The sequence below is a fragment of the Limnobaculum parvum genome, from assembly GCF_003096015.2.
GTDB classification, from domain to species: Bacteria; Pseudomonadota; Gammaproteobacteria; order Enterobacterales; family Enterobacteriaceae; genus Limnobaculum; species Limnobaculum parvum.
Genome location: NZ_CP029185.2, coordinates 344,368 through 368,287 on the forward strand (window position 1 = coordinate 344,368; position 23,920 = coordinate 368,287).

24 protein-coding genes and 4 tRNA genes are annotated in these 23,920 nt (G+C 47.5%); 16 read left to right on the plus strand and 12 right to left on the minus strand.

Features of this window, described 5'->3' with window-relative positions; genetic code table 11:
- Positions 1-6: 6 nt before the first annotated feature.
- From hypB to HYN51_RS16680, 5 genes are all read left to right on the plus strand, one after another.
- Positions 7-1,152: a hydrogenase nickel incorporation protein HypB gene (gene hypB, locus HYN51_RS00960; RefSeq protein WP_108901140.1), complete on the plus strand. Its 1,146-nt coding sequence runs from the start codon at positions 7-9 to the stop codon at positions 1,150-1,152.
- On the plus strand, positions 1,143-1,436 hold the full coding sequence (gene hybG / locus HYN51_RS00965) for a hydrogenase maturation factor HybG (protein WP_108901141.1): 294 nt from the start codon (positions 1,143-1,145) through the stop codon (positions 1,434-1,436). The genes hypB and hybG overlap by 10 nt, the downstream gene beginning before the upstream one ends.
- Complete coding sequence (hypD, locus tag HYN51_RS00970; RefSeq protein ID WP_108901142.1) at positions 1,423-2,541, plus strand: hydrogenase formation protein HypD; 1,119 nt, start codon at positions 1,423-1,425, stop codon at positions 2,539-2,541. Before hybG ends, hypD begins: the two co-directional genes overlap by 14 nt.
- A 3-nt stretch (positions 2,542-2,544) precedes the next feature.
- The gene (hypE, locus tag HYN51_RS00975) at positions 2,545-3,570 is read left to right on the plus strand and encodes a hydrogenase expression/formation protein HypE (RefSeq protein WP_108901143.1); all 1,026 of its coding nucleotides are present in this window, start codon (positions 2,545-2,547) and stop codon (positions 3,568-3,570) included.
- 347 nt (positions 3,571-3,917) lie between these two features.
- Positions 3,918-4,121: a DUF1016 N-terminal domain-containing protein gene (locus tag HYN51_RS16680; RefSeq protein ID WP_329958628.1), complete on the plus strand. Its 204-nt coding sequence runs from the start codon at positions 3,918-3,920 to the stop codon at positions 4,119-4,121.
- 143 nt (positions 4,122-4,264) lie between these two features.
- On the opposite strand, the gene HYN51_RS00985 is transcribed toward HYN51_RS16680, so the two are convergent.
- From HYN51_RS00985 to HYN51_RS01040, 12 genes are all read right to left on the minus strand, one after another.
- Complete coding sequence (locus HYN51_RS00985) at positions 4,265-5,449, minus strand: acetyl-CoA C-acetyltransferase (protein WP_108901144.1); 1,185 nt, start codon at positions 5,447-5,449, stop codon at positions 4,265-4,267.
- Positions 5,450-5,488: 39 nt separating this feature from the next.
- A complete protein-coding gene (locus tag HYN51_RS00990) occupies positions 5,489-6,811 on the minus strand; it encodes a TIGR00366 family protein (RefSeq protein ID WP_108901145.1) in 1,323 nt (440 codons plus the stop codon).
- Positions 6,808-7,473, minus strand: coding sequence for a CoA transferase subunit B (locus HYN51_RS00995; protein ID WP_108901146.1), 666 nt, complete (start codon positions 7,471-7,473; stop codon positions 6,808-6,810). The genes HYN51_RS00990 and HYN51_RS00995 overlap by 4 nt, the downstream gene beginning before the upstream one ends.
- Positions 7,474-7,475: 2 nt before the next feature.
- Positions 7,476-8,135, minus strand: a complete 660-nt coding sequence (gene atoD, locus HYN51_RS01000) for an acetate CoA-transferase subunit alpha (RefSeq protein ID WP_108901147.1) — start codon at positions 8,133-8,135, stop codon at positions 7,476-7,478.
- A gap of 344 nt (positions 8,136-8,479) precedes the next feature.
- Positions 8,480-9,487 (minus strand): purine-nucleoside phosphorylase, encoded by a 1,008-nt coding sequence (locus HYN51_RS01005; RefSeq protein ID WP_108901148.1) that lies wholly within the window; start codon positions 9,485-9,487, stop codon positions 8,480-8,482.
- Positions 9,488-9,687: 200 nt separating this feature from the next.
- Positions 9,688-11,064, minus strand: coding sequence for an acetoacetate metabolism transcriptional regulator AtoC (atoC, locus tag HYN51_RS01010; RefSeq protein WP_108901149.1), 1,377 nt, complete (start codon positions 11,062-11,064; stop codon positions 9,688-9,690).
- A complete protein-coding gene (gene atoS, locus HYN51_RS01015) occupies positions 11,061-12,911 on the minus strand; it encodes a two-component system sensor histidine kinase AtoS (protein WP_108901150.1) in 1,851 nt (616 codons plus the stop codon). Before atoS ends, atoC begins: the two co-directional genes overlap by 4 nt.
- A 222-nt stretch (positions 12,912-13,133) precedes the next feature.
- On the minus strand, positions 13,134-13,727 hold the full coding sequence (locus HYN51_RS01020; protein ID WP_108901151.1) for an ATP-binding cassette domain-containing protein: 594 nt from the start codon (positions 13,725-13,727) through the stop codon (positions 13,134-13,136).
- Positions 13,711-14,514, minus strand: a complete 804-nt coding sequence (locus HYN51_RS01025; protein WP_108901152.1) for an ATP-binding cassette domain-containing protein — start codon at positions 14,512-14,514, stop codon at positions 13,711-13,713. Before HYN51_RS01025 ends, HYN51_RS01020 begins: the two co-directional genes overlap by 17 nt.
- Positions 14,502-15,308, minus strand: a complete 807-nt coding sequence (locus HYN51_RS01030) for an ABC transporter permease (protein WP_108901153.1) — start codon at positions 15,306-15,308, stop codon at positions 14,502-14,504. The genes HYN51_RS01025 and HYN51_RS01030 overlap by 13 nt, the downstream gene beginning before the upstream one ends.
- On the minus strand, positions 15,305-16,273 hold the full coding sequence (locus HYN51_RS01035; protein ID WP_108901154.1) for an ABC transporter permease: 969 nt from the start codon (positions 16,271-16,273) through the stop codon (positions 15,305-15,307). The genes HYN51_RS01030 and HYN51_RS01035 overlap by 4 nt, the downstream gene beginning before the upstream one ends.
- Positions 16,273-17,841 (minus strand): ABC transporter substrate-binding protein, encoded by a 1,569-nt coding sequence (locus HYN51_RS01040; RefSeq protein ID WP_108901155.1) that lies wholly within the window; start codon positions 17,839-17,841, stop codon positions 16,273-16,275. Before HYN51_RS01040 ends, HYN51_RS01035 begins: the two co-directional genes overlap by 1 nt.
- A 363-nt stretch (positions 17,842-18,204) precedes the next feature.
- On the opposite strand from HYN51_RS01040, the gene HYN51_RS01045 reads away from it, so the two are divergent.
- The 11 genes from HYN51_RS01045 to rplL all read left to right on the plus strand — a co-directional run bounded on the left by HYN51_RS01045 (position 18,205) and on the right by rplL (position 23,786).
- Positions 18,205-18,280, plus strand: a tRNA-Thr gene (locus tag HYN51_RS01045).
- A gap of 13 nt (positions 18,281-18,293) precedes the next feature.
- Positions 18,294-18,378, plus strand: a tRNA-Tyr gene (locus HYN51_RS01050).
- A gap of 215 nt (positions 18,379-18,593) precedes the next feature.
- Positions 18,594-18,668 (plus strand) — tRNA-Gly (locus HYN51_RS01055).
- 3 nt (positions 18,669-18,671) lie between these two features.
- Positions 18,672-18,747 (plus strand) — tRNA-Thr (locus tag HYN51_RS01060).
- Positions 18,748-18,861: 114 nt separating this feature from the next.
- On the plus strand, positions 18,862-20,046 hold the full coding sequence (gene tuf, locus HYN51_RS01065) for an elongation factor Tu (RefSeq protein WP_108900585.1): 1,185 nt from the start codon (positions 18,862-18,864) through the stop codon (positions 20,044-20,046).
- Positions 20,047-20,283: 237 nt separating this feature from the next.
- A complete protein-coding gene (gene secE / locus HYN51_RS01070; protein WP_108901156.1) occupies positions 20,284-20,667 on the plus strand; it encodes a preprotein translocase subunit SecE in 384 nt (127 codons plus the stop codon).
- Between the two features lies 1 nt (position 20,668).
- Positions 20,669-21,214 carry a transcription termination/antitermination protein NusG gene (gene nusG / locus HYN51_RS01075; RefSeq protein WP_108901157.1) on the plus strand — a complete coding sequence of 182 codons (546 nt, stop codon included), beginning with the start codon at positions 20,669-20,671 and terminating at the stop codon, positions 21,212-21,214.
- Positions 21,215-21,392: 178 nt separating this feature from the next.
- Positions 21,393-21,821, plus strand: a complete 429-nt coding sequence (gene rplK / locus HYN51_RS01080; protein WP_108901158.1) for a 50S ribosomal protein L11 — start codon at positions 21,393-21,395, stop codon at positions 21,819-21,821.
- Positions 21,822-21,824: 3 nt separating this feature from the next.
- Entirely contained in the window at positions 21,825-22,532 is a 708-nt protein-coding gene (gene rplA / locus HYN51_RS01085; protein ID WP_108901159.1) for a 50S ribosomal protein L1, read from the plus strand.
- A gap of 325 nt (positions 22,533-22,857) precedes the next feature.
- Positions 22,858-23,355 carry a 50S ribosomal protein L10 gene (gene rplJ, locus HYN51_RS01090; protein ID WP_108901160.1) on the plus strand — a complete coding sequence of 166 codons (498 nt, stop codon included), beginning with the start codon at positions 22,858-22,860 and terminating at the stop codon, positions 23,353-23,355.
- Positions 23,356-23,417: 62 nt separating this feature from the next.
- On the plus strand, positions 23,418-23,786 hold the full coding sequence (gene rplL, locus HYN51_RS01095) for a 50S ribosomal protein L7/L12 (RefSeq protein ID WP_108901161.1): 369 nt from the start codon (positions 23,418-23,420) through the stop codon (positions 23,784-23,786).
- Positions 23,787-23,920 lie beyond the last annotated feature (134 nt).

A 23,920-nucleotide genomic window follows, 5' to 3' on the forward strand; every position in this document is an offset into this window, starting at 1 on the left:
AGTTATATGTGTACTACTTGCGGATGTGCTGCGGGCGAGCGGCGAATTGAAGGAGAGGAACACGCGCATTCTCACCATCACGGACAGGATCATCACCATCACAGCCATGAGCATAGCCATGCTCACGATCGTGACCACCATCATCACGACCATGACCATGACCATCATCACGATCATGGAGACCGTCATCATAGTCACGACCATGCTCATCACGGGCATAGTCACGATCATGGTCACCATCACCATGACGAACATCATCATAGTCATCATGAAACTCCGCGCACCATTGTTATCCATCATCACTACCATCACCAAGGGGATGTACATCACCACGTGCATACTGCCATCGCCCAAAAGATGGGGGATGTAGAGTTCGAGCTGGAGATGGAGCCAAATGAGAGCGCAGAGAAGAATGAAGAGAAATTTCGGCCGCGTGAAATCGAGCAAGATTTAGATTACGGCCACGGTGAAGCGGGTACTCACGCACCGGGAATCAGCCAGAAAAGAATGCTGCAAATTGAGATGGATGTGCTGAGTAAGAACAATCATCTGGCGAAACATAACCGAGAGTATTTCGCTGAAAAACAGATTCTGGCACTGAATCTGGTATCCAGTCCGGGTTCCGGCAAAACCACATTACTCACTGAAACCCTGATGCGTTTACGGGAGCGCTTATCCTGTGCGGTGATTGAAGGGGATCAGCAGACCACCAATGATGCCGAACGCATTCGCGCTACTGGCGTACCGGCAATTCAGGTGAATACCGGGAAAGGCTGCCATTTGGATGCACAAATGGTGCACGATGCAGCCACTCGCCTTGAGCTGAAAGAGAAGAGTCTGCTGTTTATTGAGAACGTTGGTAATCTGGTTTGTCCTGCCAGTTTCGACTTGGGGGAACGGGCGAAGGTAGCCGTTCTGTCAGTGACCGAAGGGGAAGATAAGCCATTAAAATATCCTCATATGTTTGCTGCATCGGAACTGATGATTTTAAACAAAATCGATTTGTTACCGTATCTGCATTTTGATGTAGCAGCCTGTGTTGCCAATGCCCGCCGGATTAACCCGAATATTCAGGTTATCCAACTGTCAGCAACCAGCGGTGAGGGAATGGAAGCCTGGGTTGCATGGCTGGAGACGCAGTTATGTGCTTAGGGGTTCCGGGTCAGATCGTTGCCGTAGGTAAAGATATTCATCAACTGGCTCAGGTTGACGTTTGTGGTGTAAAGCGCGACGTGAATATTGCGCTTATTTGTGAAGGTGAGCCGGCCGAATTAATCGGCCAGTGGGTTCTGGTTCACGTTGGTTTTGCGATGAGCATCATTAATGAAGAAGAGGCTCAGGCCACGCTGGAAGCCCTGATGGCAATGAGCGTGCTGGAGCACGAAGTGGGTGATTTTATCGGGATCAATGCCGGAGCGGATGATGCAGTACGTTGATGAATTTCGCGATCCCGAACTGGCAAAAACACTGCTGGCCCATATTCGACATAAAGTATCCGCTATTGCTAAGGCCAGTGAACGTCCACTGCAACTGATGGAAGTGTGCGGTGGACATACTCACGCTATCTACAAGTTTGGTATTGACCAACTGTTACCACCAGAAATTGAATTTGTGCATGGGCCGGGTTGCCCGGTGTGTGTCTTGCCGATGGGACGCATTGACGGCTGTATTGAGATTGCCGAACGACCTGAGGTGATTTTTTGTACCTATGGTGATGCAATGCGGGTGCCCGGACGCAATGGCTCTCTGTTAGATGCCAAACGCCGTGGTGCTGATGTGCGTATTGTCTACTCCCCATTGGATACCCTGACTTTTGCCGAGCAAAATCCGGATAAGCAGGTGGTGTTCTTTGGCCTTGGTTTTGAAACCACCATGCCAAGTACCGCGTTGACGCTACAACAGGCTAAGCGTCGTGGTTTAACGAATTTCAGTATTTTCTGTCAGCACATTACCATTATCCCAACGTTGCGCAGCCTGTTAGAGCAACCGGATGTCAGAATCGACGGCTTTCTTGCACCTGGTCATGTGAGTATGGTGATTGGTACTACGCCTTACGGCTTTATTGCGGAAGACTTCCATAAACCACTAGTGGTTACCGGATTTGAACCGTTAGATATTTTGCAGGCGCTGGCTATGCTGGTGGATCAGATACATGACGGTCGCTGTGAAGTGGAAAACCAATATAAGCGTATCGTTTCTCAGCAGGGAAATGCGCTGGCACGTAAAGCACTGGATGACGTTTTTGAACTGAAAGAGAGCAGCGAATGGCGTGGTTTGGGCTCGATTGCAGGTTCTGGCGTACAGTTAACCCCTGCTTATCGCGAGTTTGATGCAGAATTGCGTTTTAACACTCAGGAGCATCAGGAGGTGGCTGACGATCCCTTGGCTCGCTGCGGGGATGTTCTGACCGGGCGCTGTAAGCCAAATGATTGTCCGCTGTTTGGTACCCGCTGTACGCCACAAAACGCATTCGGGGCACTGATGGTTTCCTCTGAAGGTGCGTGTGCCGCCTATTATCAATATCGCCGGGGGCTCGCTTAATTTATGGCTTTTACTGAAAAAGATGTGGTTACCATGGCGCATGGTAGCGGCGGTCAGGCTATGCAGCAGCTGATTGAACAGTTGTTTTTACAGGCTTTTTCTAATCCGGCTCTGAATGAACGGGAAGATCAGGCGCGTATTCCATTGTCATTACTGACGTCAGTGGGCGATCGCTTAGCGTTTAGCACCGATAGCTATGTTATTGATCCTATTTTCTTTCCCGGCGGTAATATCGGTAAGCTGGCGGTTTGTGGAACGGTCAATGATGTGGCGGTGAGCGGTGCGGTTCCGCAATACCTCTCTTGTGGGTTTATCCTTGAAGAAGGGTTACCGCTGCAACAGCTGGAGCAAATTGTTAAATCCATGGCTGACACTGCGACTGCTGCTGGAGTTGCGATTGTTACCGGTGACACCAAAGTGGTGCAGCGTGGCGCAGCAGATAAAGTATTTATTAATACGGCAGGTATTGGCACAATTCCGGCGTCCATTCAGTGGGGTGCCCAACACATTCGCCCTGGCGATAGTATTCTCGTGAGTGGAACATTAGGGGATCATGGCGCAACCATTCTGAATTTGCGTGAAAATCTGGGGCTGGAAGCCGCGTTAACTAGCGATTGTGCGGTCTTAACGCCACTGATTGCGCCATTACGCGATATCGATGGCGTCAGAGCATTACGCGATGCAACCCGAGGCGGCGTAACCGCCATCCTGCATGAGTTTGCCGCTGCCAGCGGCTGCGGTATGTCGATTAACGAAGGCGATTTGCCGGTAAACTCTGCGGTTCGTGGGGTATGTGAACTGTTGGGGCTAGAGCCGCTAAACTTTGCCAATGAAGGTAAGTTGGTGATTGTGGTCGCACCAGAAGCAGAGCAGGCAACGTTAGCTGCATTACGTGCCCATCCTTTGGGTAAAGATGCTGAGGTGATTGGTACAGTAACCGATACCGCCAGAGTTCAACTCAAAGGAATCTTTGGTGCTTCTCGCCTGCTGGATTTACCGCATAGCGAACCATTGCCAAGAATTTGTTAATAGCAGCATTGATAAAAATAGCCCCGACAGGTGAAAACCGTCGGGGCTATTTTTATGAGGGAACACAAATATTGAGTAATGGATTCCAGATAATGAAAGCTGAGCGAGGGAGCCGTTAATAAGTATTTTATGATTTGCTCTGGCTTGTATCAGAAGAATCAAAAAATGACCTCAGAATTAATCCCCTCAGATTACAGTGAATGGCTGGTGGCCCTAAAAACTCAAATTCAGACTGCGTGGCAAAAAAGCTATCTTAGTGGTCAATCAGGAGTTTATTGCGCTTTATTGGTATATTGGGAGAGACATTTTAACCCGACAGGCTGAACAGAGTTGGGGGAACCAAAGTTATTAAACAGTTAGCCAAAGGTTTAAGAACAGCATTTCCGGAACTTAAAGGTTTTTCCCGCGCTAACCTTATGTCAATGCGTGCTTTTGCTGAAGCCTGGCCTGATATGGCAATTGTGCTATTTACGCGTTTAAAAGATACCGAGCTGCGTATGGCCTATGCCCGGCAGGCGCTTGAATATGGCTGGTCTCGCAATAGAGACTGACGCAGAGCTTATTGGTCAAAATATCGATTTGAGTGACCCGGAGAGGAATGAGTGATAGTGAGGCTATTAGCATGAACGCAAGAACGATTTGGATATAAATACCGGTACCAAAAGATACCGGTATTTGCAGTAGAAGCGAATAATTAACTCATACGCTCAACAATCATTGCCGTACCCTGACCACCGCCAATACACAGCGTGGCTAGACCCAGCGTTTTATCTCTAGCTTGTAATGAATGCAGCAGAGTTACCAGAATACGCGCACCGGATGCACCGATTGGGTGACCCAGAGCGATAGCACCGCCGTTAACGTTAACTTTGGCAGGGTCAAATCCCAGCGTTTTACCTACCGCCAAGAACTGAGCGGCGAAAGCTTCGTTCGCTTCAATCAGGTCGATATCAGACAGTGACAGACCAGTTTTCTTTAACGCATTCAGCGTTGCAGGTACCGGGCCCATCCCCATCAGGGATGGAGCAACACCGCCGTTGGCGTAGCCTCTGATACGGGCCAGAGGTGTTAACCCCAGCGCTTTAGCACGGCTTTCGGACATCACCACTAACGCAGCGGCTCCATCGTTAATACCCGAAGCATTACCCGCTGTTACCGTTCCTTCTTTGGTGAAGGCAGGACGCAGTTTTGCCAAACCTTCCGCTGTGGTATCCGCTTTTGGGAATTCATCAGTATCGACGATAGTGTCGCCTTTACGGTTTTTTACCGTTACTGGAACGATTTCTTTGGCGAATGCGCCACTGTTAATGGCCGCAACCGCTTTTTGCTGTGATGTCAGTGCCAACTCGTCTTGAGCTTCTCGACTGATGTCATACTCTTTAGCCACGTTTTCTGCGGTGATTCCCATGTGGTAATCGTGAGTGGCGCACATTAAGCCGTCCTGAAGGATAACGTCCATCAGTTTGCCATCACCTAAACGGTAGCCCCAACGTGCTTTGCTATCCAGCAGGTAAGGAGCCTGACTCATGTTTTCCATACCACCAGCAACAATTGTCTGCGCATCACCGGCAAGAATTGCCTGTGCTGCCAGTGCGACGCTTTTCAGGCCAGAACCACAAACCTTGTTAACGGTATAGGCACAAACCGTTTCAGGAATGCCGCTTTTTAACAGTGCCTGACGAGCCGGGTTTTGACCTAAACCAGCTTGAAGTACGTTACCAAAAATAACTTCATCAACCGCTTCACCGCTGATACCAGCACGGGCCATTGCTTCACGAATAACCACTGAACCTAAATCAACGGCAGAAACCGAAGCCAGTGAGCCGTTAAAGCTGCCGATGGCGGTACGCGCTGCGCTGACGATAACAATGTTGTTCATAACTCAATTCCTTAATTTTTCTCTGTTTTACTATTGGCGTCAGAATACGGTGAGGCCGATAACAAATATGATGCCGGAGAACAGCAGGGCGGTGACGCAATAACCCATAATGTCCCGAACCCCTAAACCAGCAATAGCCAGAGCAGGCAGAGCCCAAAATGGTTGTGCCATGTTCATCCATTGTTCGCCGTAGGCGATTGCCATAGCTGATTTACCTAAATCGGCTCCTAATGCTTGTGCCGCAGGCATAACAAATGGACCCTGAATAACCCAGTGGCCGCCACCTGATGGCACCGCAAAGTTAATCAATGCGGAGCTAAAGAAGGTCATGATTGGGAAGGTGTCTTTGTTGGCGACGTTAATAAACCACTCGGTGATCAGACCGCCCAAACCGGAGTGTTCCATCATTAGCTGGATACCAGCATAGAACGGGAACTGCACCAGAATACCTGCGGTGCTTTTGGCTGCGGCAGAAATAGCGCGCATATAAGCCATTGGTGTTTTGTGCAGCAGTAAACCGGCAATCATAAACATCATGTTGACGGTGTTGATGGTGATGTTGAAGCCTTTGTCGTAGAAGTACATGCCTAAGTAAGCGATACCCAGCGCACCAATAATCCACGCGATGATGCGGCTTTCTTCCATTTTCTCTGCCACTGGAGCATCAGCAGGAAGTTTTTTCTGGAAGTCAGGCTCTTCAGCCAGCAGAGATGGGTCAACTGTTACCACATCTCCCGGTTTTGGCATCATCATACGGGTCACAAACGGCATCACCACAATGAGAGATAAAGTGATAAAGATGTTGTAGCCCGTGAAGATGGTTTGAGAAACCGGAATTAGACCTGCAATATGCTCAACCGGGTTACCTGGTGTCGCTGCCAACAGCGGCATTGAACCAGAGAAACCACCACCCCATGTCAGGAAGCCGATGTAGGCACAGGCAATCAACAGCGGATAGTCAGAGCCTTTCACCCGACGAGCCACTTCGCGGGCAAACATTGCGCCTACTACCAGCCCAAAACCCCAGTTAATCACACAGGCAACGGAACCGAAGAACGTTACCAGCATCACGCCCTGTGCCGGTGTTTTAGCGGCAGATGCAGTTAGCTTCAGAATGCGCTTAACCGGCGCAGAACTGGCCAAAGCATGTCCTGTGACGATAATCAGCGCCATTTGCATACCGAAACCCAGCAGGTTCCAGAAGCCGTTACCCCACATTTGCACCATCTCAACAGGCGTATGTGGTGTCAGAGCCAGTGCGATAACAAAAGTGAGCATGGTTAACAGCATGGCGAAAATTAGCGGGTCAGGTAGATAACGACTGACAAAGCCAGTTAAGAAACGAGATATACGGCCGATCATGCTACACCTTCCTCAATAACGATTGGCATAACTTTAAAGTCTGCCGCAACGCTGAATTCAGCATCGGTAGCAGTCTGGATAGCTTCAAGCGTGACGCCCGGAGCATGTTCTTTCAGGATCAGATGTCCCTTCTCAAACTCAAAAACGCCCATCTCAGTCACAATCATGCTGACTTTGTTTTTGGCGGTTAACGGTAAAGTGCACTGTTTGAGGATTTTTGATGAGCCATCTTTGGCGCAATGTTCCATGGCAATAATTACGCGGCGAGCACCAGTAACGAGGTCCATTGCTCCGCCCATACCCGGTACCATTTTCCCTGGAACCATCCAGTTTGCTAGGTTAGCGTTTTGGTCGACCTGAAGGCCGCCTAAGACGCTTGCATCAACATGACCTCCACGGATCAGGGCAAAGGAGAAGGCACTATCAAACATGGCGGCACCCGGCAGAACACCACAAGGTTGCCCGCCCGCGTTGACCAGATTAGGATGTGCTTCAGTTACCGGGCCTAAACCCAGAAAACCATTTTCTGACTGTAGGGTGATATGAATATCTTGTGGTAAGTAATTCACTACTTGAGTTGGCAAGCCGATACCTAGGTTAACAATGTCACCATCATGCAGTTCAAGGGCTACGCGGCGAGCGATGAGTTCTTTTGCATTCATGATTAGCTCTCCTTTGGATAAACAATATGATCGATTAATGCACCCGGCGTCATAACGTGGTCGGGGGCGATGTCACCCACAGCCACCAAACTATCCGGCTCAGCAATAACCACATCGGCAGCCAGTGCGATGATGGGGTTAAAGTTACGAGCAGTTAATTGATAAACTAGGTTGCCCTGATGGTCAGCAATATGGGATTGAATGAGTGCTAAATCAGCGCGCAGAGGGAGTTCCAGAAGATAGTCAGCGCCGTCGATAGTGAGTTTTTGTTTGCCTTCTTCGACCACGGTACCAACCCCTGTCGGGGTTAAAAAACCACCCAAGCCAGCACCGCCACAACGGATCCGTTCAATCAGCGTTCCCTGAGGTACCAGCTCAACTTCCATTTCACCGGCAATCATGCGGCGGCCTGTTTCTGGATTGGTGCCGATGTGCGAAGCAATGACCTTTTTCACTCTACCGTTGACCACTAAAGGGCCAATGCCGGTATCAATAAATGCGGTATCGTTAGCAATAATCGTTAAATCTTTTACACCTGAATTAAGTAGGGCCTCGACCAGACGCGGCGGTGTTCCCACACCCATGAAACCGCCAACCATGATAGTCATGCCATCACGAAAATATTCAGCAGCTTGCTGTATATCAATATGTTTATTTTTCATAATTATTCCTTATGTTTTGATGTCCGAAGAAGGACTCACGCAAGGAATTGCAAGGGATGTGCCAGTTATGGTGTTGATGCGGTTTTTTGCACTTTATTAAAGTTAATTATTAATAATCAATTAATTAATTTAATTTTAGCGAGAGTTGAAATGAAGCGGTGGCTAAAAATAGCAAGATAAAGTGTGCAATTATTTGCACAGGTGTGCACCTTTTGTTTCACCGGTAGATGGGGGTAGTTAATAAAAGCAGTTAAATATTGTGGTGGGTATCGCAATTATTCAGGCGATGATGGATCTACCCAGTAAAAGACTGTGATTATTACAGCCTTTTACTGTTTTTAAGATTACTTCAGTGCCGGCACACCGTTCTGCCATGTATCCCAATGACTAACAATGTAGTCCGTCATTTCGCCACCGACAGTAGCAATATTCTCTACGGTTTCTTTAAACCCGCCAGCGGTTTGGCCTGGGGCCGGGTCTAAATGCTCCAACGTGGTTTCGTTAGGATTACCCTGATCGAAATTGACCGAACCACGTAAACTGAATACACGCTGAGTGGTGCCTTGAGTGCGGGCAATAACCTGAGTTATTGCAGCAATTTCCATTTCTGTTACCAGATAGTCGTCCGCACCGTACAGTTTAGCAATGTACTGAGCCTCTTTTGACATTCCCGGACCGTGGAAGAAGGTATCCCCTGTCATGTGAGTCCCTGTCAGAACCTTTGGTGCGCGTCGGGCATTGTCATCTGGATAACGCTGACGGTACTTTTGTGCGCCTTCAGAATCCAGCAGTTTGGTTTGTCCTGTGACTTTCATCGCCCAAGAGACCAGCGTTGGATTGAGCTGGTAGCTGCGAATATTTTCGTAACCTTTGCGTGGCATAAAGGTTTGACCATCGTGCAGACCTTCTGCGGGTGCCCAGCGGTGACCCAGATCGTAATCAATGACCCATGAACCCCAGCTAACGTCTCCGATGGTTCCGCGAGATGGCGGCGTACCGGCAACGCCATTAATCATGAAGTAGGTTTGTGACATATCAAACTGCGGGTTTAGCAGAATAGCCTGCACAGAGGAGGAAGAGGCCACTTTACCCATGCCTAATACGGAACCACATACGCCATTGTCGTTACAGAAAACCGGTGATGCCGCACCTTTAACAGTGATTGGTTGGCTGTTTTTAAAATATTTCTCATACCAATACTGGAACTCTCCGGCTTTATCTCCAGTGTTTTGGCCGATTTCAAACATAGAACCAACGAATACTTTCACTTTAATTGGTGCTTCGTTGGCTAATGCCTGACCTGAGATAAAAAGTGGAATAAAAAACAACGGATACACACTCTTCTTTAACATCACTTATTTCCTGTCATGGTTTACGTAATCGTTTGCGTTATTTTCGCTATTCATGAATCAAAAAACCAGACGTTATTGTTTATTTGTGGAAATAATTTTTTGAACTGTAGGTCGAACGGTTTTTTCAGTATTTAAAAATGCGCTGTGAAGGCTTGGAGTAACCGGCCAGAGGGCCGGTGATAACAGAAAAAGAAGCGATATTAGTCAATACGATACTCTTGCAGTTTATACATTAATGCCCGACGGCTGATCCCCAGAAAACGGGCTGCCTGAACCCGATTCCCCTGATTGTTCGCCAGTGCGGTGCAAATTAATTCACGTTCGTAAGCTTTTAGGTTCTCTTTTAGCGTATGCCCTATTAGGGGATGCCCCGTTTCGCCGATATGGGGAATATTGAGCTGCTGCTGTAAGTGTTCCGGTAGTTCATCCGGGAAGATAATAAATCCGGTGCTCATGATGACCGCTCGCTCAATGGCGTTGGAGAGTTCTCTGACATTCCCCGGCCACGGGTAACTTTCAAGAATGGCTAATGTGCTGGGATCTAGTTCTACAATTTCTTTGCTATTTTCTGCACTGAATTTTTGTAAAAAGTGCTGAGCCAACAGCGCGATATCTTCTGGGCGTTCGCGTAGGGGAATGGGTGAAAGATGTATGACGTTCAGGCGATAGAATAAGTCCTGACGAAACTCTCCTTGTTCCACCATAGCGGCCAGATTACGGTTAGTGGCGGCAATCAGGCGAATGTCGGTTTTAATGGTGTGGCCTCCACCCAATCGTTCAAACTCTCTTTCCTGCAAAACACGTAACAGTTTTACCTGTAAGTTATGGGGCATTTCGCCAACTTCATCTAACAGTAGAGTCCCTTGATTGGCGCGTTCAAATAGCCCCTGGCGTTGAGTTTGCGCACCGGTAAATGCCCCTTTTTCATGGCCGAATAGTTCACTTTCCAGTAAAGACTCCGGCAGTGCGCCACAGTTAATTTTAATGAAAGGGCCTTTAGCTCGCGGGCTGTTATAGTGAATAGCCTTGGCAATTAACTCCTTACCGGTGCCGCTTTCTCCGGTGATCAGCACGCTGGCATTACTCTGGGCTATTTTTGCCGTGTCTTTGCACAACTCCATCATTTTGGGGCTGTTGGTGAGAATACGATCCCACTGGTAGCTGTCAGACAACGCGCGGTGGAGCAGATTAATCTCCTGCTTCATTTCCCGTAGCTGCATAGCACGACCGATCATTATTTTTAGCTCATCGAGATCGAAAGGTTTAATGACATAGTCAAATGCGCCTAGACGCAGAGCTTCCACGGCGGTTTCCACTGCCGCATAGGCGGTCATTAAAATGACCGGTATGTTCTGGTGAGTTTGCCGCATCACCTGTAGTGCTTCCATGCCATTTAGCTTGGGCATACGAATATCCATCAGAACGATATCTGGCGTTTGTTGTTTAAAGAGTTCTAACGCCTGTTGACCGTCCTCTGCACAGATGGGCTGGTGTCCGTCACGGGTAAATACGGTGGTGAGCATACGACGAACGCTCTCTTCATCATCAACGATTAGAATACGGTAGGATTTTTTCATGCTGGACTTCCTTCGCTATGTTTAACCGGTAATACGATGGTAAAAGTGGTTCCCTGATTAAGTTTACTCGTCAGCGTAATATCTCCATCGTGGGCGGTAATAATGCGGTGGCTGATTGATAGACCGAGCCCGGTACCTGATGGTTTAGTGGTATAAAACGGATCAAATATTTTGGTTTTTATTTCGTCGTTGATACCACAACCGTTATCAGAAATCGTGATTTCCTGCCAGTCCGGTGATAGCGCTCGGGTAGTGATAATAATTTCCCCTCGAGCAGCAATCGACTGCACGGCATTAATCAATAGATTGAGCAATACTTGTTTTAATAGTTCTCCATCGGCTTCAATATCAGATAGCGGCTCTTCGAGTTTAACCACAAAATCAATTCTGGCCTCAATCCCTTTGGTTTTTACCAGAATCAAACTTTGATTAATGACCTGATTTAAATTGATTTTCTGATACAGGCTCGGCCGTGGGCGAGCGAAGTCTAGCAACTGTTGGATAACTTTGTTGATGGAATGGACTTCCTTCAGAATGATTTGAGTATACTCCAGCCGTTGTGGGTCGGTTTCGCTGTCTTTCAGTATCTGAACAAAGCCGCTGATAGCGGTTAATGGGTTACGAACTTCATGTGCCACACCCGCCATTAACTCCCCAAGTGTCGCTAAACGTTCTGTTTGCTCTATGCGGCGCTGAACCTCTTTCTTGGCGGTTAAATCGGTGAAAATAACTAGAGCACCCACGGTATCTCCCTGCGCATTGCGTAGTTGGCTGGTGCTGACACTGATTTGTATGGTGCGGTTTTTGCCAGGATAATCAACTTCTTGAGCGACATGTTCGATGCCGTGGATTAAGGTATCAAGTACCGGGCTAAAGAAATTGGTGTTTTCAAAGATTTCTGCGTAGGGCTTGCCGATCAGCTCTTTTTGCTGATAACCCGTAATCTCTTCTGCTGCTGGGTTCATCATGGTGACACAGCCTTCAATGTCCACGGAGATCACTCCGTCGGCGGCGCTTTCAATGATTAACTCGTTCAGTGTTTTCGCCTCCCTTAGCGCTCGGGATAGTGAATTTACGCTGTCGGATATTTCACCCATTTCGCCTTTCATAGGGGGGATCTGAGTTTTTAAATTGAGGGGTAACTCGTTAAGACCCGACTTGATGGTATCGATATCTGACGCAAATCGGCGGGAAAAAGCGGCTATCATCCAGATACTGAACAGCATACCAATACAGATGACGGTAATGATTTTCAGGTCCATGGCTAATGCTTGGCGGGCAATATCGTTGGAGAGCTCGTTCGCCCAGATATAGCCGATAACGTGGTTATCGCGTTTAATCGGGATCATCGAGTTCATGATATTACCTCGTACCTGTGACCCCCAACGAACAAGTGGTTCTCCGCTTGCCATCACATCACGCCCAGGATGGTCCTGCTTTATCGTGACGCCGACCGCATTGCCATGTAGCGCTTGTGGACCATAGGTAATGATGGCATCCAGCTCCAGATTGTAATAACCGGCACCTACGCCAGAAAACGCTTTGGTGATAGTGTCAGTAGTCGGTGCCAACAGCTTATTCAATGCGGCTATACGCTGGTCGCGAGGCAGGTCTGGATAGAGTTTAAACGAATCTTTTAGCGCATCATCTAGCAGTTGTGTGACAGCGGATAATTTAATCTTTTTTTCCTGCAATAGGGCATCGCGACCTTCAGTTTCAACGAGATAACCAATGATCAGTGTTGGTAGCGAGACCATTACAATTGCCAACACCATCATTTTGCTACGTAGGGTGTGTGGCCGAAATCGTTGAATGAACCGTTTGTAGTCCAAAAAGGGGAAAGACATTGCCGTCGGTTCCTCAGATATTAATCGTGTGTTTTCTACCGGCCGAGCTGTAGCCAGAGTGTTGGCCTGACTATAGTTCTTCAGACCGCCGGTACAAGAAGCACTGTCTCAAAATGTGAGGCGCATCCTACAGTATGTAATAGTAGCGAGGGGAAATTTTAAATTTTATCGATAAGGTTCTAGCTGTTTCATGGTGGGATAGCTTACTGGTAACCATAACGGTTATGGCTTAGGTTGCCAGACTTGTGTGCACACTTGATCTAATAGCGCGTTGTTGTGACTAATAATGACCATGCCTAAATTTCGCTGTTGGCTCTGCTGTAAAATGAAACGCCATGCTTGCGCTTGCATTAGTGGGTCCAGTTGGGCCGTTATTTCATCAGCAATCAGAAACCGTGTTTTTGGGGCCAGCGCTCTGAGAAGGGCAATGCGGGCTAGCTCGCCGCCGGAAACTTCTGATGGATAGCGCTTTAATAATTCTGGAACAATAGCCAGTGCTTCCAGCCATTCATTTCCTGGTTGCCAAACATCATACAGTGCGGCGCCCGTGGTTCTGGCGGGATTAAATGTCCGCTCAGGGTGTTGTGGAACCAATTGTACTGGGCAGTAACCCTTGAGGGGCAAGGGTTGATTATCCAGAGTGATGCGACCTTTTGTCGGCTGCTGCCAGCCCGCTAATACCCGGCCTAGCGTAGTTTTACCGTAGCCGCTGGGGGCAAAGATGCCCAGGCGTTCGGTAGGCGCTATTGATAAGTTCAGGTCAGGCCAAAGAGTGGTTCCACCTTGAGTGATGCTGATATTATGCGCTTGCAGCATGATAAAGCGGCTCTGGAGTATGAGTAAAATGCTGTTCTGGCAGAGCCTGCCACAGCGATTGAAGCCATGCGCTACCGCCACCATGACGCAGTACGCAGGAGTGAATAACTTCTTTAATCGTCCCCTGATGTAAAACGGCAATGCGATCGGCAAAATTAGCCGCCAGATGCAAGTCGTGGGTAATCCACAGTATTCCACGGCCCTGATTACATAAATTTTTCAGGTGATTAAGTAGAATTTCAGCATGGTGACTATCAAGCCAGGCGGTGACCTCGTCAGCCAGAATAAAGCGCGCTTGGCTCAACGTGGCGCAACTAACTAAAATACGTTTTGCCATACCGCCAGAGAGAGATAATGGGTATTGTTCCAGCAACCGCTCTGGCAAATTATAGCGTTGTAATTGTTGATAAATAGTTTCGTCTGAGGGTGTTTTTCCACTGAGTTTTGCTGCCCGTTGGATCTGCTTCCCTGTTCGAATTAAGGGATTTAAGGCGCTGACACTTTGTGGGATATAACCCAGTGTATTTCCCCTAAGGGTCTGTTGTTGGGCGGCATCGATAATACAGTCATCCATTAAAATCTGACCGGATGAACGCATGGTGGAAGGTAGCAACCCTAAAATAGTTTGCAGTAATAAACTTTTACCTTCTCCGCTTCCTCCAACCAAGGCCACTAGCTCTCCCGCCTGCACTTTCAGATTGATATCGTGCAGAATTGAGTTCCAGACAGGTGGGCGGAACCAGCGCTCGTTGGCACAGGACAGCCCCAGGTTTTTTAGTTGTAACATGATGATTTCCTTAGCCAGATTTTTTGTAGGCTACGGGCTAATTGATCGATAGTCAGGACTAAAATGACCAGCGTCAAGCCAGGATAAACCGCCAGCCACCAGTCGCCGCTGCTCAGATAACGCAGGGCATCGGATAACAGTAATCCAAGCGAAGGTTCATGAGGTTCCAGTCCGAATCCAAGGAAACTGAGTCCGGCGCTGTGTAACACCGCATGGGGAAAAATCAGTAGTGACCCCACTAAAAGCTGCGGTAACAGCAACGGCAGATAGTGTTTGTAGCAGCATTGCCAACGGCTGAGCCCGGTGCGTTGGGCTAACAGAATATAGTCAGCCTGCCCGATGCGTAATAGTTCGGAACGCAGAATGAGTGCCAGCTTTGGCCAATGAGTCAGAGAGACGGCAACAATGACACCCCATTTGCCACCGCCAAAGGTAAAACAGATAAGAATCAATAGTAGTAAATGGGGTAGGGCAATAAACGTATCAATCAACGTACGGATAAGATAATCCATGGTTTTGTTCAGTTGACTGAGGATGGCAATAATCAGCGCCAAAAAACCACTGCATAATGACGTTATAAAACCGATTTGTATGCTGGTCATCATACCTTGTAAGCAGCGCAGCCATAAATCCCGGCCCAAATTATCGGTACCAAACCAATATTGTAGGGAGGGAGCACTGCGGCGGCTAAGCAGATTTAATGTCATTTCTTGATAGTTGCTGTGAATTCCCAGAAACAACAGGATACTAAGCAGCGCAGTTGCCAGAAACAGTTGGAGGAGTGTTTTATTCACGGGACTCTCCGCAGCGGTGCATTAATACGGTTCAGCAATATTGTGGCGCAGGTATTACCAATAAAAATCAGCAGAGTGATAAATAACACGATACCTAGTAATAGCGGCACATCACCACGCAACCCTGCGTCAATCGTTGCCTGACCTAAACCGGGATACGCAAACACCTTCTCGGCTAACAGTGCACCACCCAATAACTCACCTAATGAGGCAAATTGCAGGCAGATAGCAGGGGTTAGCGCATGGCGCAGCATATGAAATCTAATTAACGACCAGCCTTTGTCACCTTGCGCGCGAGCGTAATAGATAAATTCGCTTTGGGTCACTTCTTCAATGCGCGAGCGAGTGTGCAGAGCAATATTACCCACCCCCAATAATCCTAAAGCGATGGTGGGTAAAATCAGATGGTGAAGGCGCTGAACAAGCGTTGCTTCATCTCCTGTTAGCCCAGGCTGCCAAGCACAGCATATGGGAGCCCACTCCAGTTTGACCGAAAAGAACGCCAGCAGTAGGATGCCAATCCAGAAGGTAGGCAGTGAAGACAACAGATAACACAGAGTACGAATAATACTATCGGGCCAGCGATTCAGATAACGACCAGCGATAAGTCCTAATGCAATGCCCAATAGGCCAGAGAGTACCCAAGCCGATGCCAGTAGCATGAAGGAGGTGAGAAATCGTTGGACAATCACTTCCCTGACCGGGGCGTGATACACCATCGAGTAACCTAGATCGCCCTGTAACACCTGTTTTAACCAGAGAAGAAAACGCTGCCAAAGCGGTTGGTCCAACCCCCAGCGGGCAGCAATGTGGGCGTATTGTTCTGGTGGAACGTGCAATAAGTCATTACCGATATAGGCTCGAATAGGATCTATCGGAGAAAAATTGAGCAAAACAAAGGTGCCCGCTCCAACCATAAGCAGTAGGCTGATAAGTCTTAAACTGAGTAGTGGCAACTGGCGCATTACTTACAGGCCCAACTCCAGTTCTCAAGGTTGTTGAGCACTGTCCAGTCGCCGTGGGCTTCCGGTGCTCCCTGACCTAAGCTGACACAGGGATTAACCAGATAAGTATGATTCAGATTAATTAGCCATGCCCATGCAGCATCACCTTTAACGCCCACGCCGGTGGTTCCGTCCCAGTCAACTTTTTGCCATATAGTTTTAGCAGCCTGCCAGTTTGGGGTTTCAATAGCTTGTTGCAGGTGTTTATCTACGTTGGCGTTTGAGTAGTATCCCGGGTTGAAATAACCTTCGCCTTGCAACTTGCTGGAGTAGTGATGGTAAAGCTCCATCGGGTCTAGACTGCCCCAGCCAAACAGGGTTGGGTTGGCGTGCATGTAGCGTTCTACCGTTTCCCAACTGCCTGATTTGAGGGTAACTTCAATACCTATTGGTTTTAGCATCGAGCTAAAAGCCTGTGCCAGATCGCGACGAGTGCTGTCTCCGCTGGCATACCAAAGGGTGAGCTTAGCCGGAATGCCGTTTTTTTCGCGAATTGCGTCAGGTGTTTTGCTCACCCATCCAGCCTGTTGCAGAATTTGACGGGCTTTCTCGATATCGCCATCTTTGAATTGTGCTTCAGGATTATCCCACGGGAGTCCTTTGACTGCGGTATACGCTGGCGTTGCATGTCCATCAAACAGCTGAGTAGCAAGAAGCTGGCGGTCAACCGCATAGTTAATTGCTTGGCGAATAGCGATATCGGCGGTGATGTTATTACCGATATCATTGCCCTGAGTATCTTTCTTACCTGCAGGAACCATTGGAAACATGATACCGCGGTTTTCAACGCTTGGTTGAACTAGCAGTTTCATATTGCGAACGGTCTGATTAGCCAATGACTGTGGAATACGAACTATATCCAGCTTGCCACTGCTGGCAGCTGCATAGGCGCTATCCTGATCCAAAAATACGAATACCAGTTTGTCGAAGTCATTCTTTTTACCCACATAGTAGGGGTTTGCTTCAACAATCAACTGTTGTCCCGGTTGTAAACTGGCGAGTTTGTAAGGGCCCGCGCCGATAGGCTGACGGGCAAAGTTTTTGCCATATTTGGCTTGTGGAACGATCCCCAATGCACCAAGCACATTGATAAATGTGCTTTCAGGATGTTTAAGCTGAATCGTCAGCGTTTGCTTATCAATAACTTTAGCCTGTTGAAAACTACTCATATCGGCTTTACCGCCGCTAATGGCGGCCTGATTATAGGAAAATACGACGTCATCAGCGGTTAGTGGCGAGCCGTCGGAAAATTTTAGATCGGGTTTCAGGTGCACAGTCCAAGTTAGGCCGTTGTCACTGAGCTTATAGTTATCAGCTAGAACTGGTTGCCAGCTTAGGTCAGCATTTTGGCGTAACAAAGGGCTGTGAAGTAATACATAGCTGCCGTGGCTCCAGCCCAGCAGTGGATCAAAACCCTCAGAAGGTTCTGCACCAATGGCCAATTTTAACGTATGGCTCTGTGCGAAAGCGGGGGCAGAGGTGAGGGCCGCAGACAGGCAAAGTACGAAAAAGGATAACCTAGACTTCATGAAGTAACGTTGCTCCTGATATTTTATTCATAGATTTTTGGGATGCGTTAAAACGTTTGTCATAACTTTTAATGAAAACTTCATACTTTAGGTGCGTTTTATAGCAAGGATGAAAATTTCGCACTTTGATATAGATCGGATATATCGAAATTTGAGCGAAATGTGTGGCAAAAAGCGCAGACCAAAAAATAGATGAAAATGGCTGGTTAAAATTTGTTTAGTTTAGGTCTGGTAATTGACTATAATCTGTTCGGCATGGATAAAAAAAAGACAGATTTGATTAAAAAGTGCGCGAAAGAGCATTAAACTGAATTTTTTTGTTGCATCGTTCTTAATGTCTCCCTAGAATGCGCAGCACTTGATGCCGGCTTAGCTCAGTAGGTAGAGCAACTGACTTGTAATCAGTAGGTCGCCAGTTCGATTCCGGCAGCCGGCACCAATCAAGAATTCTGGGCGGGGTTCCCGAGCGGCCAAAGGGAGCAGACTGTAAATCTGCCGTGACTCACTTCGAAGGTTCGAATCCTTCCCCCGCCACCATTATTTGATTGTGTTGACGCGATGTGGCATCAATACAGTGTCTGAAAAGACACCTGAAAGGGGATGAGTTTGGGACTTCAGCTGAAGTTCAGTACTCAGCAAAGCGAGAAAACTACTCAGTAGTTACCTAAAGGGTGTATCGCAGTGTCTGAAGTCATTCTTCCCCCACCACCAAGTTTAGAGTGTTGAAGCACCAGGTCACTGAGTTCGGAACTGCGGGCATCGTATAATGGCTATTACCTCAGCCTTCCAAGCTGAAGATGTGGGTTCGATTCCCACTGCCCGCTCCAAATGCTGATATAGCTCAGTTGGTAGAGCGCACCCTTGGTAAGGGTGAGGTCGGCAGTTCGAATCTGCCTATCAGCACCATTTTCCCTTCTACAGTAATTTCCCCTGATAACTTCTAACTCGAACTACTATTACAAGCGTTTGCTTGGTTAATGTGGTTTAACCACGATCTATCGTGTTTTAGAGGGACTATCAATGTCTAAAGAAAAATTTGAACGTACAAAACCGCACGTAAACGTCGGTACTATCGGCCACGTTGACCACGGTAAAACTACTCTGACAGCAGCTATCACCAACGTATTAGCAAAAGCTTACGGTGGTCAGGCTCGTGCATTCGATCAAATCGATAATGCACCAGAAGAAAAAGCGCGTGGTATTACCATCAATACTTCTCACGTAGAATATGACACCCCAAGCCGTCACTATGCACACGTTGACTGCCCAGGACACGCCGACTACGTTAAGAACATGATCACTGGTGCTGCTCAAATGGACGGCGCTATTCTGGTAGTAGCAGCAACTGACGGCCCAATGCCACAAACTCGTGAGCACATCCTGTTAGGTCGCCAAGTAGGCGTTCCTTACATCATCGTGTTCCTGAACAAGTGTGACATGGTTGATGACGAAGAGCTGTTAGAACTGGTTGAAATGGAAGTACGTGAATTACTTTCAATGTATGACTTCCCAGGCGACGATACACCAATCGTACGCGGTTCTGCGCTGAGAGCGTTAGAAGGCGTTCCTGAGTGGGAAGCTAAGATCATCGAATTAGCCGGTTTCCTGGATAGCTATATCCCAGAGCCAGAGCGTGCAATTGACCGTCCGTTCCTGCTGCCAATCGAAGACGTGTTCTCTATTTCAGGCCGTGGTACCGTTGTTACCGGTCGTGTAGAGCGCGGAATTGTGAAAGTCGGTGAAGCGGTAGAGATCGTAGGTATCAAAGATACCGTACAAACGACTTGTACTGGCGTAGAAATGTTCCGTAAGTTACTGGACGAAGGCCGTGCGGGTGAGAACGTAGGTGTTCTGCTGCGTGGTACTAAGCGTGAAGAAATCGAGCGTGGTCAAGTACTGGCTAAGCCAGGTAGTATCAATCCACATACCCAGTTCGTATCAGAAGTTTATATTCTGAGCAAAGATGAAGGTGGCCGTCATACGCCATTCTTCAAAGGCTACCGCCCACAGTTCTACTTCCGTACAACTGATGTGACCGGTACTATCGAACTGCCAGAAGGCGTAGAGATGGTAATGCCAGGTGATAACATTCAGATGACAGTAACGCTGATCGCACCAATCGCGATGGACGAAGGTTTACGCTTCGCTATCCGTGAAGGTGGTCGTACTGTTGGTGCTGGTGTTGTTGCTAAGATCATCAAATAAGTTTGACGTAACTAGCTTTAAAAGGGCATCATTTGATGCCCTTTTTCAACGTTGTAAATTGAAAAGAACCTATCTCATCAAGTTTTTCTGTCTTGTAATCTGGTATAAGGGCAGTGAGAGCTAGGGTGAGATAGGCTCATATATGGCGTATTATGCCGAAGAACGAGCATTCGGCTTGGTTGCTCTGCTATAATGCGGGGTGAAAGATTTACTTAAGTCATAATGACAGGTTGGTTTATGAGTGCGAATACCGAAGCTCAAGCAAGCGGGCGCGGACTAGAAATAGTTAAATGGCTGATTGTCGCTGCGTTATTGATTGCCGCTATTGCTGGTAATTATATCTATCGTGGATATAGTTTACCGATACGTGCAATTGCGGTTGTGGCGATTATTGGCATTGCTTTTGCGATCGCGTTGTTTACCGTTAAAGGTAAAGCAATTGTCGAATTTGCGCGCGCTGCACGCATTGAAATGAAAAAAGTAATTTGGCCTACGCGTCAGGAAGCGCTGCAAACAACTTTAATCGTTGCGGCGGTGACTGTTGTTATGTCACTGATTCTATGGGGGCTGGATGGTATTCTGGTCCGTTTGGTCTCATTTATAACTGGCCTGAGGTTCTAAGATGTCTGAAGCCCCTAAAAAGCGTTGGTACGTAGTGCAAGCATTCTCCGGTTTTGAAGGTCGCGTAGCGCAATCTCTGCGCGAGCACATTAAACTGAACGAGATGGAAGATCAATTTGGTGAAGTGATGGTTCCAACCGAAGAGGTTGTTGAGATTCGCGGTGGCCAACGTCGTAAAAGCGAACGTAAATTCTTCCCAGGCTATGTATTAGTCCAAATGGCGATGAACGATGCTACATGGCATCTGGTTCGTAGCATTCCACGCGTTATGGGCTTCATTGGCGGTACTTCAGATCGTCCAGCGCCGATTAGCGATAAAGAAGTTGATGCGATTATGAATCGCCTACAACAGGTTGGTGATAAGCCACGTCCGAAAACGCTGTTTGAGCCGGGTGAACTGGTCCGTGTTAATGATGGCCCATTTGCTGACTTTAATGGTGTGGTTGAAGAAGTTGACTATGAGAAGAGCCGCTTGAAAGTATCGGTATCTATCTTTGGTCGTGCGACACCGGTTGAACTGGACTTTAGTCAGGTCGAAAAAGGCTGATTTACTAACCAATATGGGTTGGTGAAAGATAACTGTCAGGTTATTGAATTACGATATTGTAAGGTGCGCGGGGTTATTATATAATTCCGCGCCTTTTATTTTTATAAAAGCACTCACAGGTTTATTTAAAAACGGGGAGCCTTTCGAGGCGTTATCACCCAAACCGAGGAAATAACTCATGGCTAAGAAAGTCCAAGCCTACGTTAAGCTGCAAGTTGCAGCTGGTATGGCAAACCCAAGTCCACCGGTTGGTCCAGCTCTGGGTCAACAAGGCGTGAACATCATGGAATTCTGTAAAGCGTTCAATGCTAAAACTGAAAGCATTGAAAAAGGCTTACCAATTCCTGTGGTAATCACTGTTTATGCAGACCGTTCTTTCACGTTTGTTACCAAGACTCCACCAGCGGCTGTTCTTCTGAAGAAAGCTGCAGGCATTAAGTCTGGTTCTGGCGTTCCAAACAAAACTAAAGTTGGAACTGTTACAAGCGCGCAAGTTCGTGAAATTGCACAAACTAAAGCCGCGGATATGACTGGTGCTGATGTAGACGCTATGGTGCGTTCTATTGAAGGTACTGCTCGTTCCATGGGCCTGGTAGTGGAGGGTTAATCAATGGCTAAGCTAACCAAGCGCATGCGCGTAATCCGTGACAAAGTTGAAGCAACTAAACAGTATCAAATTACTGAAGCTGTTGCTTTACTGAAAGAATTAGCAACTGCTAAATTCGTTGAAAGTGTAGACGTTGCCGTAAACCTCGGTATCGATGCGCGTAAATCTGACCAAAACGTTCGTGGTGCAACTGTACTGCCACACGGTACCGGTCGTACCGTTCGCGTAGCTGTATTTACTCAAGGTGCAAACGTTGAGGCAGCTAAAGAAGCGGGTGCAGATCTGATCGGTATGGAAGATTTAGCAGACCAAATCAAAAAAGGCGAAATGAACTTCGACGTCGTTATTGCTTCTCCAGATGCAATGCGTGTTGTCGGTCAATTAGGCCAAGTGTTAGGTCCACGTGGCCTGATGCCAAACCCGAAAGTGGGTACCGTTACCCCTAACGTTGCTGAAGCTGTTCGTAATGCTAAAGCTGGTCAGGTTCGTTATCGTAATGATAAGAACGGTATTATTCATACCACTATCGGTAAAGTTGACTTTGATACAGATAAACTGCAAGAGAACTTAGAAGCTCTGCTGTCTGCACTGAAGAAAGCTAAACCATCTACAGCTAAAGGTATTTTTGTTAAGAAAGTTAGCCTGTCAACCACCATGGGTGCTGGCGTAGCTATCGATCAAAGTAGCCTGAGCTCAGCAGCGAACGTTTAATTCACTGCTTTACTATGGTGCCAGATTCGTCTAGAATTTGGCCCCTTAGAATTTTTCGGTTGGAGCCTGGCCTTATCCAGGCCTCCGTCCAAGACCGCAGGTGTATGGCAACATACTTAATTGCTTGTTCTTACATGAAAAGTATAACGGCCTGCGTAGACGGTGAGAGAGCCAAAAGAATGTTTTTCTTTTTTAAAAGAATAGTCTTTGCCGGATTCTGCTCACCGTGTTTTAACGCCTGTTCATTGTTTTCTTCGGAAAACAATTGATTCAGGTGATGTGAGTTCCGGGAATTATCCCGGTCTAATCCAGGAGCACAAAGCCAATGGCATTAAATCTTCAAGACAAACAAGCGATTGTTGCTGAAGTTAGCGAAGTAGCCAAGGGTGCGCTGTCTGCAGTAGTTGCGGATTCCCGCGGCGTTACTGTAGCCAAAATGACTGAACTGCGTAAAGCAGGTCGTGAAGCTGGCGTATATATGCGTGTTGTTCGTAACACCTTAATGCGTCGCGTAGTTGAAGGCACACAATTCGAGTGCCTGAAAGACACGTTTATTGGTCCAACCTTAATCGCGTTTTCTAGTGAACATCCGGGCGCAGCTGCTCGTTTATTCAAAGCATTTGCTAAAGAAAATGCAAAGTTTGAGGTTAAAGCAGCAGCCTTTGAAGGTGAGTTTATCTCTGCGGCAAACATTGACCGCTTAGCAACCTTACCAACCTATGACGAAGCAATCGCACGCCTGATGGGAACCATGAAAGAAGCCGCTGCCGGCAAATTGGCTCGTACCTTGGCTGCGTTGCGCGATCAGAAACAAGCAGCTTAATTGCTTATTCTATCGTTGCTTTTTAGCGTATAAATTATTTCTATATTTTAGGATCACTTGTTATGTCAACTATCACTAAAGACCAAATTTTAGACGGTATTGCAGCTCTGTCTGTAATGGAAATCGTTGAATTAATTTCTGCTATGGAAGAGAAATTCGGCGTTTCTGCAGCAGCTCTGTCTGCTGGCCCAGCAGCAGCTGTTGAAGCTGTTGAAGAGAAAACTGAATTCGACGTAATTCTGACCAACGCTGGTGCTAACAAAGTTGCTGCTATCAAAGCAGTACGTGGCGCAACCGGTCTGGGTCTGAAAGAAGCTAAAGATTTAGTTGAAGCTGCTCCAACTGCAGTTAAAGAAGGCATCAGCAAAGATGAAGCTGAAGCTCTGAAGAAAGCACTGGAAGAAGCGGGTGCTTCTGTTGAGGTTAAGTAAGACCTCGTTCCAGTTTGCAGCCTGACTTACAGGCTGATGGCTGGTGACTTTTTAGTCACCAGCCTTTTTGCGCTCTAGGGGTTCAGTGGAATTTCACACTTTTTTACTGCTGAGTAGCCCCAATATTTTTTTCG

Excerpts from the sequence above, each read along its gene's own strand:
- hypB (WP_108901140.1), top strand. The coding sequence starts at position 7 with ATGTGTACTACTTGCGGATGTGCTGCGGGCGAGCGGCGAATTGAAGGA.
- HYN51_RS00990 (WP_108901145.1), bottom strand. The coding sequence starts at position 6,811 with ATGATCGGCCGTATATCTCGTTTCTTAACTGGCTTTGTCAGTCGTTAT.
- rplL (WP_108901161.1), top strand. The coding sequence starts at position 23,418 with ATGTCAACTATCACTAAAGACCAAATTTTAGACGGTATTGCAGCTCTG.
- atoC (WP_108901149.1), bottom strand. The coding sequence starts at position 11,064 with ATGAAAAAATCCTACCGTATTCTAATCGTTGATGATGAAGAGAGCGTT.
- atoS (WP_108901150.1), bottom strand. The coding sequence starts at position 12,911 with ATGTCTTTCCCCTTTTTGGACTACAAACGGTTCATTCAACGATTTCGG.
- hypE (WP_108901143.1), top strand. The coding sequence starts at position 2,545 with ATGGCTTTTACTGAAAAAGATGTGGTTACCATGGCGCATGGTAGCGGC.
- HYN51_RS01020 (WP_108901151.1), bottom strand. The coding sequence starts at position 13,727 with ATGCTGCAAGCGCATAATATCAGCATCACTCAAGGTGGAACCACTCTT.
- hypD (WP_108901142.1), top strand. The coding sequence starts at position 1,423 with ATGCAGTACGTTGATGAATTTCGCGATCCCGAACTGGCAAAAACACTG.
- HYN51_RS00985 (WP_108901144.1), bottom strand. The coding sequence starts at position 5,449 with ATGAACAACATTGTTATCGTCAGCGCAGCGCGTACCGCCATCGGCAGC.
- nusG (WP_108901157.1), top strand. The coding sequence starts at position 20,669 with ATGTCTGAAGCCCCTAAAAAGCGTTGGTACGTAGTGCAAGCATTCTCC.
- rplK (WP_108901158.1), top strand. The coding sequence starts at position 21,393 with ATGGCTAAGAAAGTCCAAGCCTACGTTAAGCTGCAAGTTGCAGCTGGT.
- secE (WP_108901156.1), top strand. The coding sequence starts at position 20,284 with ATGAGTGCGAATACCGAAGCTCAAGCAAGCGGGCGCGGACTAGAAATA.
- HYN51_RS01035 (WP_108901154.1), bottom strand. The coding sequence starts at position 16,273 with ATGCGCCAGTTGCCACTACTCAGTTTAAGACTTATCAGCCTACTGCTT.
- rplA (WP_108901159.1), top strand. The coding sequence starts at position 21,825 with ATGGCTAAGCTAACCAAGCGCATGCGCGTAATCCGTGACAAAGTTGAA.
- hybG (WP_108901141.1), top strand. The coding sequence starts at position 1,143 with ATGTGCTTAGGGGTTCCGGGTCAGATCGTTGCCGTAGGTAAAGATATT.
- HYN51_RS01040 (WP_108901155.1), bottom strand. The coding sequence starts at position 17,841 with ATGAAGTCTAGGTTATCCTTTTTCGTACTTTGCCTGTCTGCGGCCCTC.
- rplJ (WP_108901160.1), top strand. The coding sequence starts at position 22,858 with ATGGCATTAAATCTTCAAGACAAACAAGCGATTGTTGCTGAAGTTAGC.
- HYN51_RS01025 (WP_108901152.1), bottom strand. The coding sequence starts at position 14,514 with ATGTTACAACTAAAAAACCTGGGGCTGTCCTGTGCCAACGAGCGCTGG.
- HYN51_RS00995 (WP_108901146.1), bottom strand. The coding sequence starts at position 7,473 with ATGAATGCAAAAGAACTCATCGCTCGCCGCGTAGCCCTTGAACTGCAT.
- HYN51_RS01005 (WP_108901148.1), bottom strand. The coding sequence starts at position 9,487 with ATGTTAAAGAAGAGTGTGTATCCGTTGTTTTTTATTCCACTTTTTATC.
- atoD (WP_108901147.1), bottom strand. The coding sequence starts at position 8,135 with ATGAAAAATAAACATATTGATATACAGCAAGCTGCTGAATATTTTCGT.
- tuf (WP_108900585.1), top strand. The coding sequence starts at position 18,862 with ATGTCTAAAGAAAAATTTGAACGTACAAAACCGCACGTAAACGTCGGT.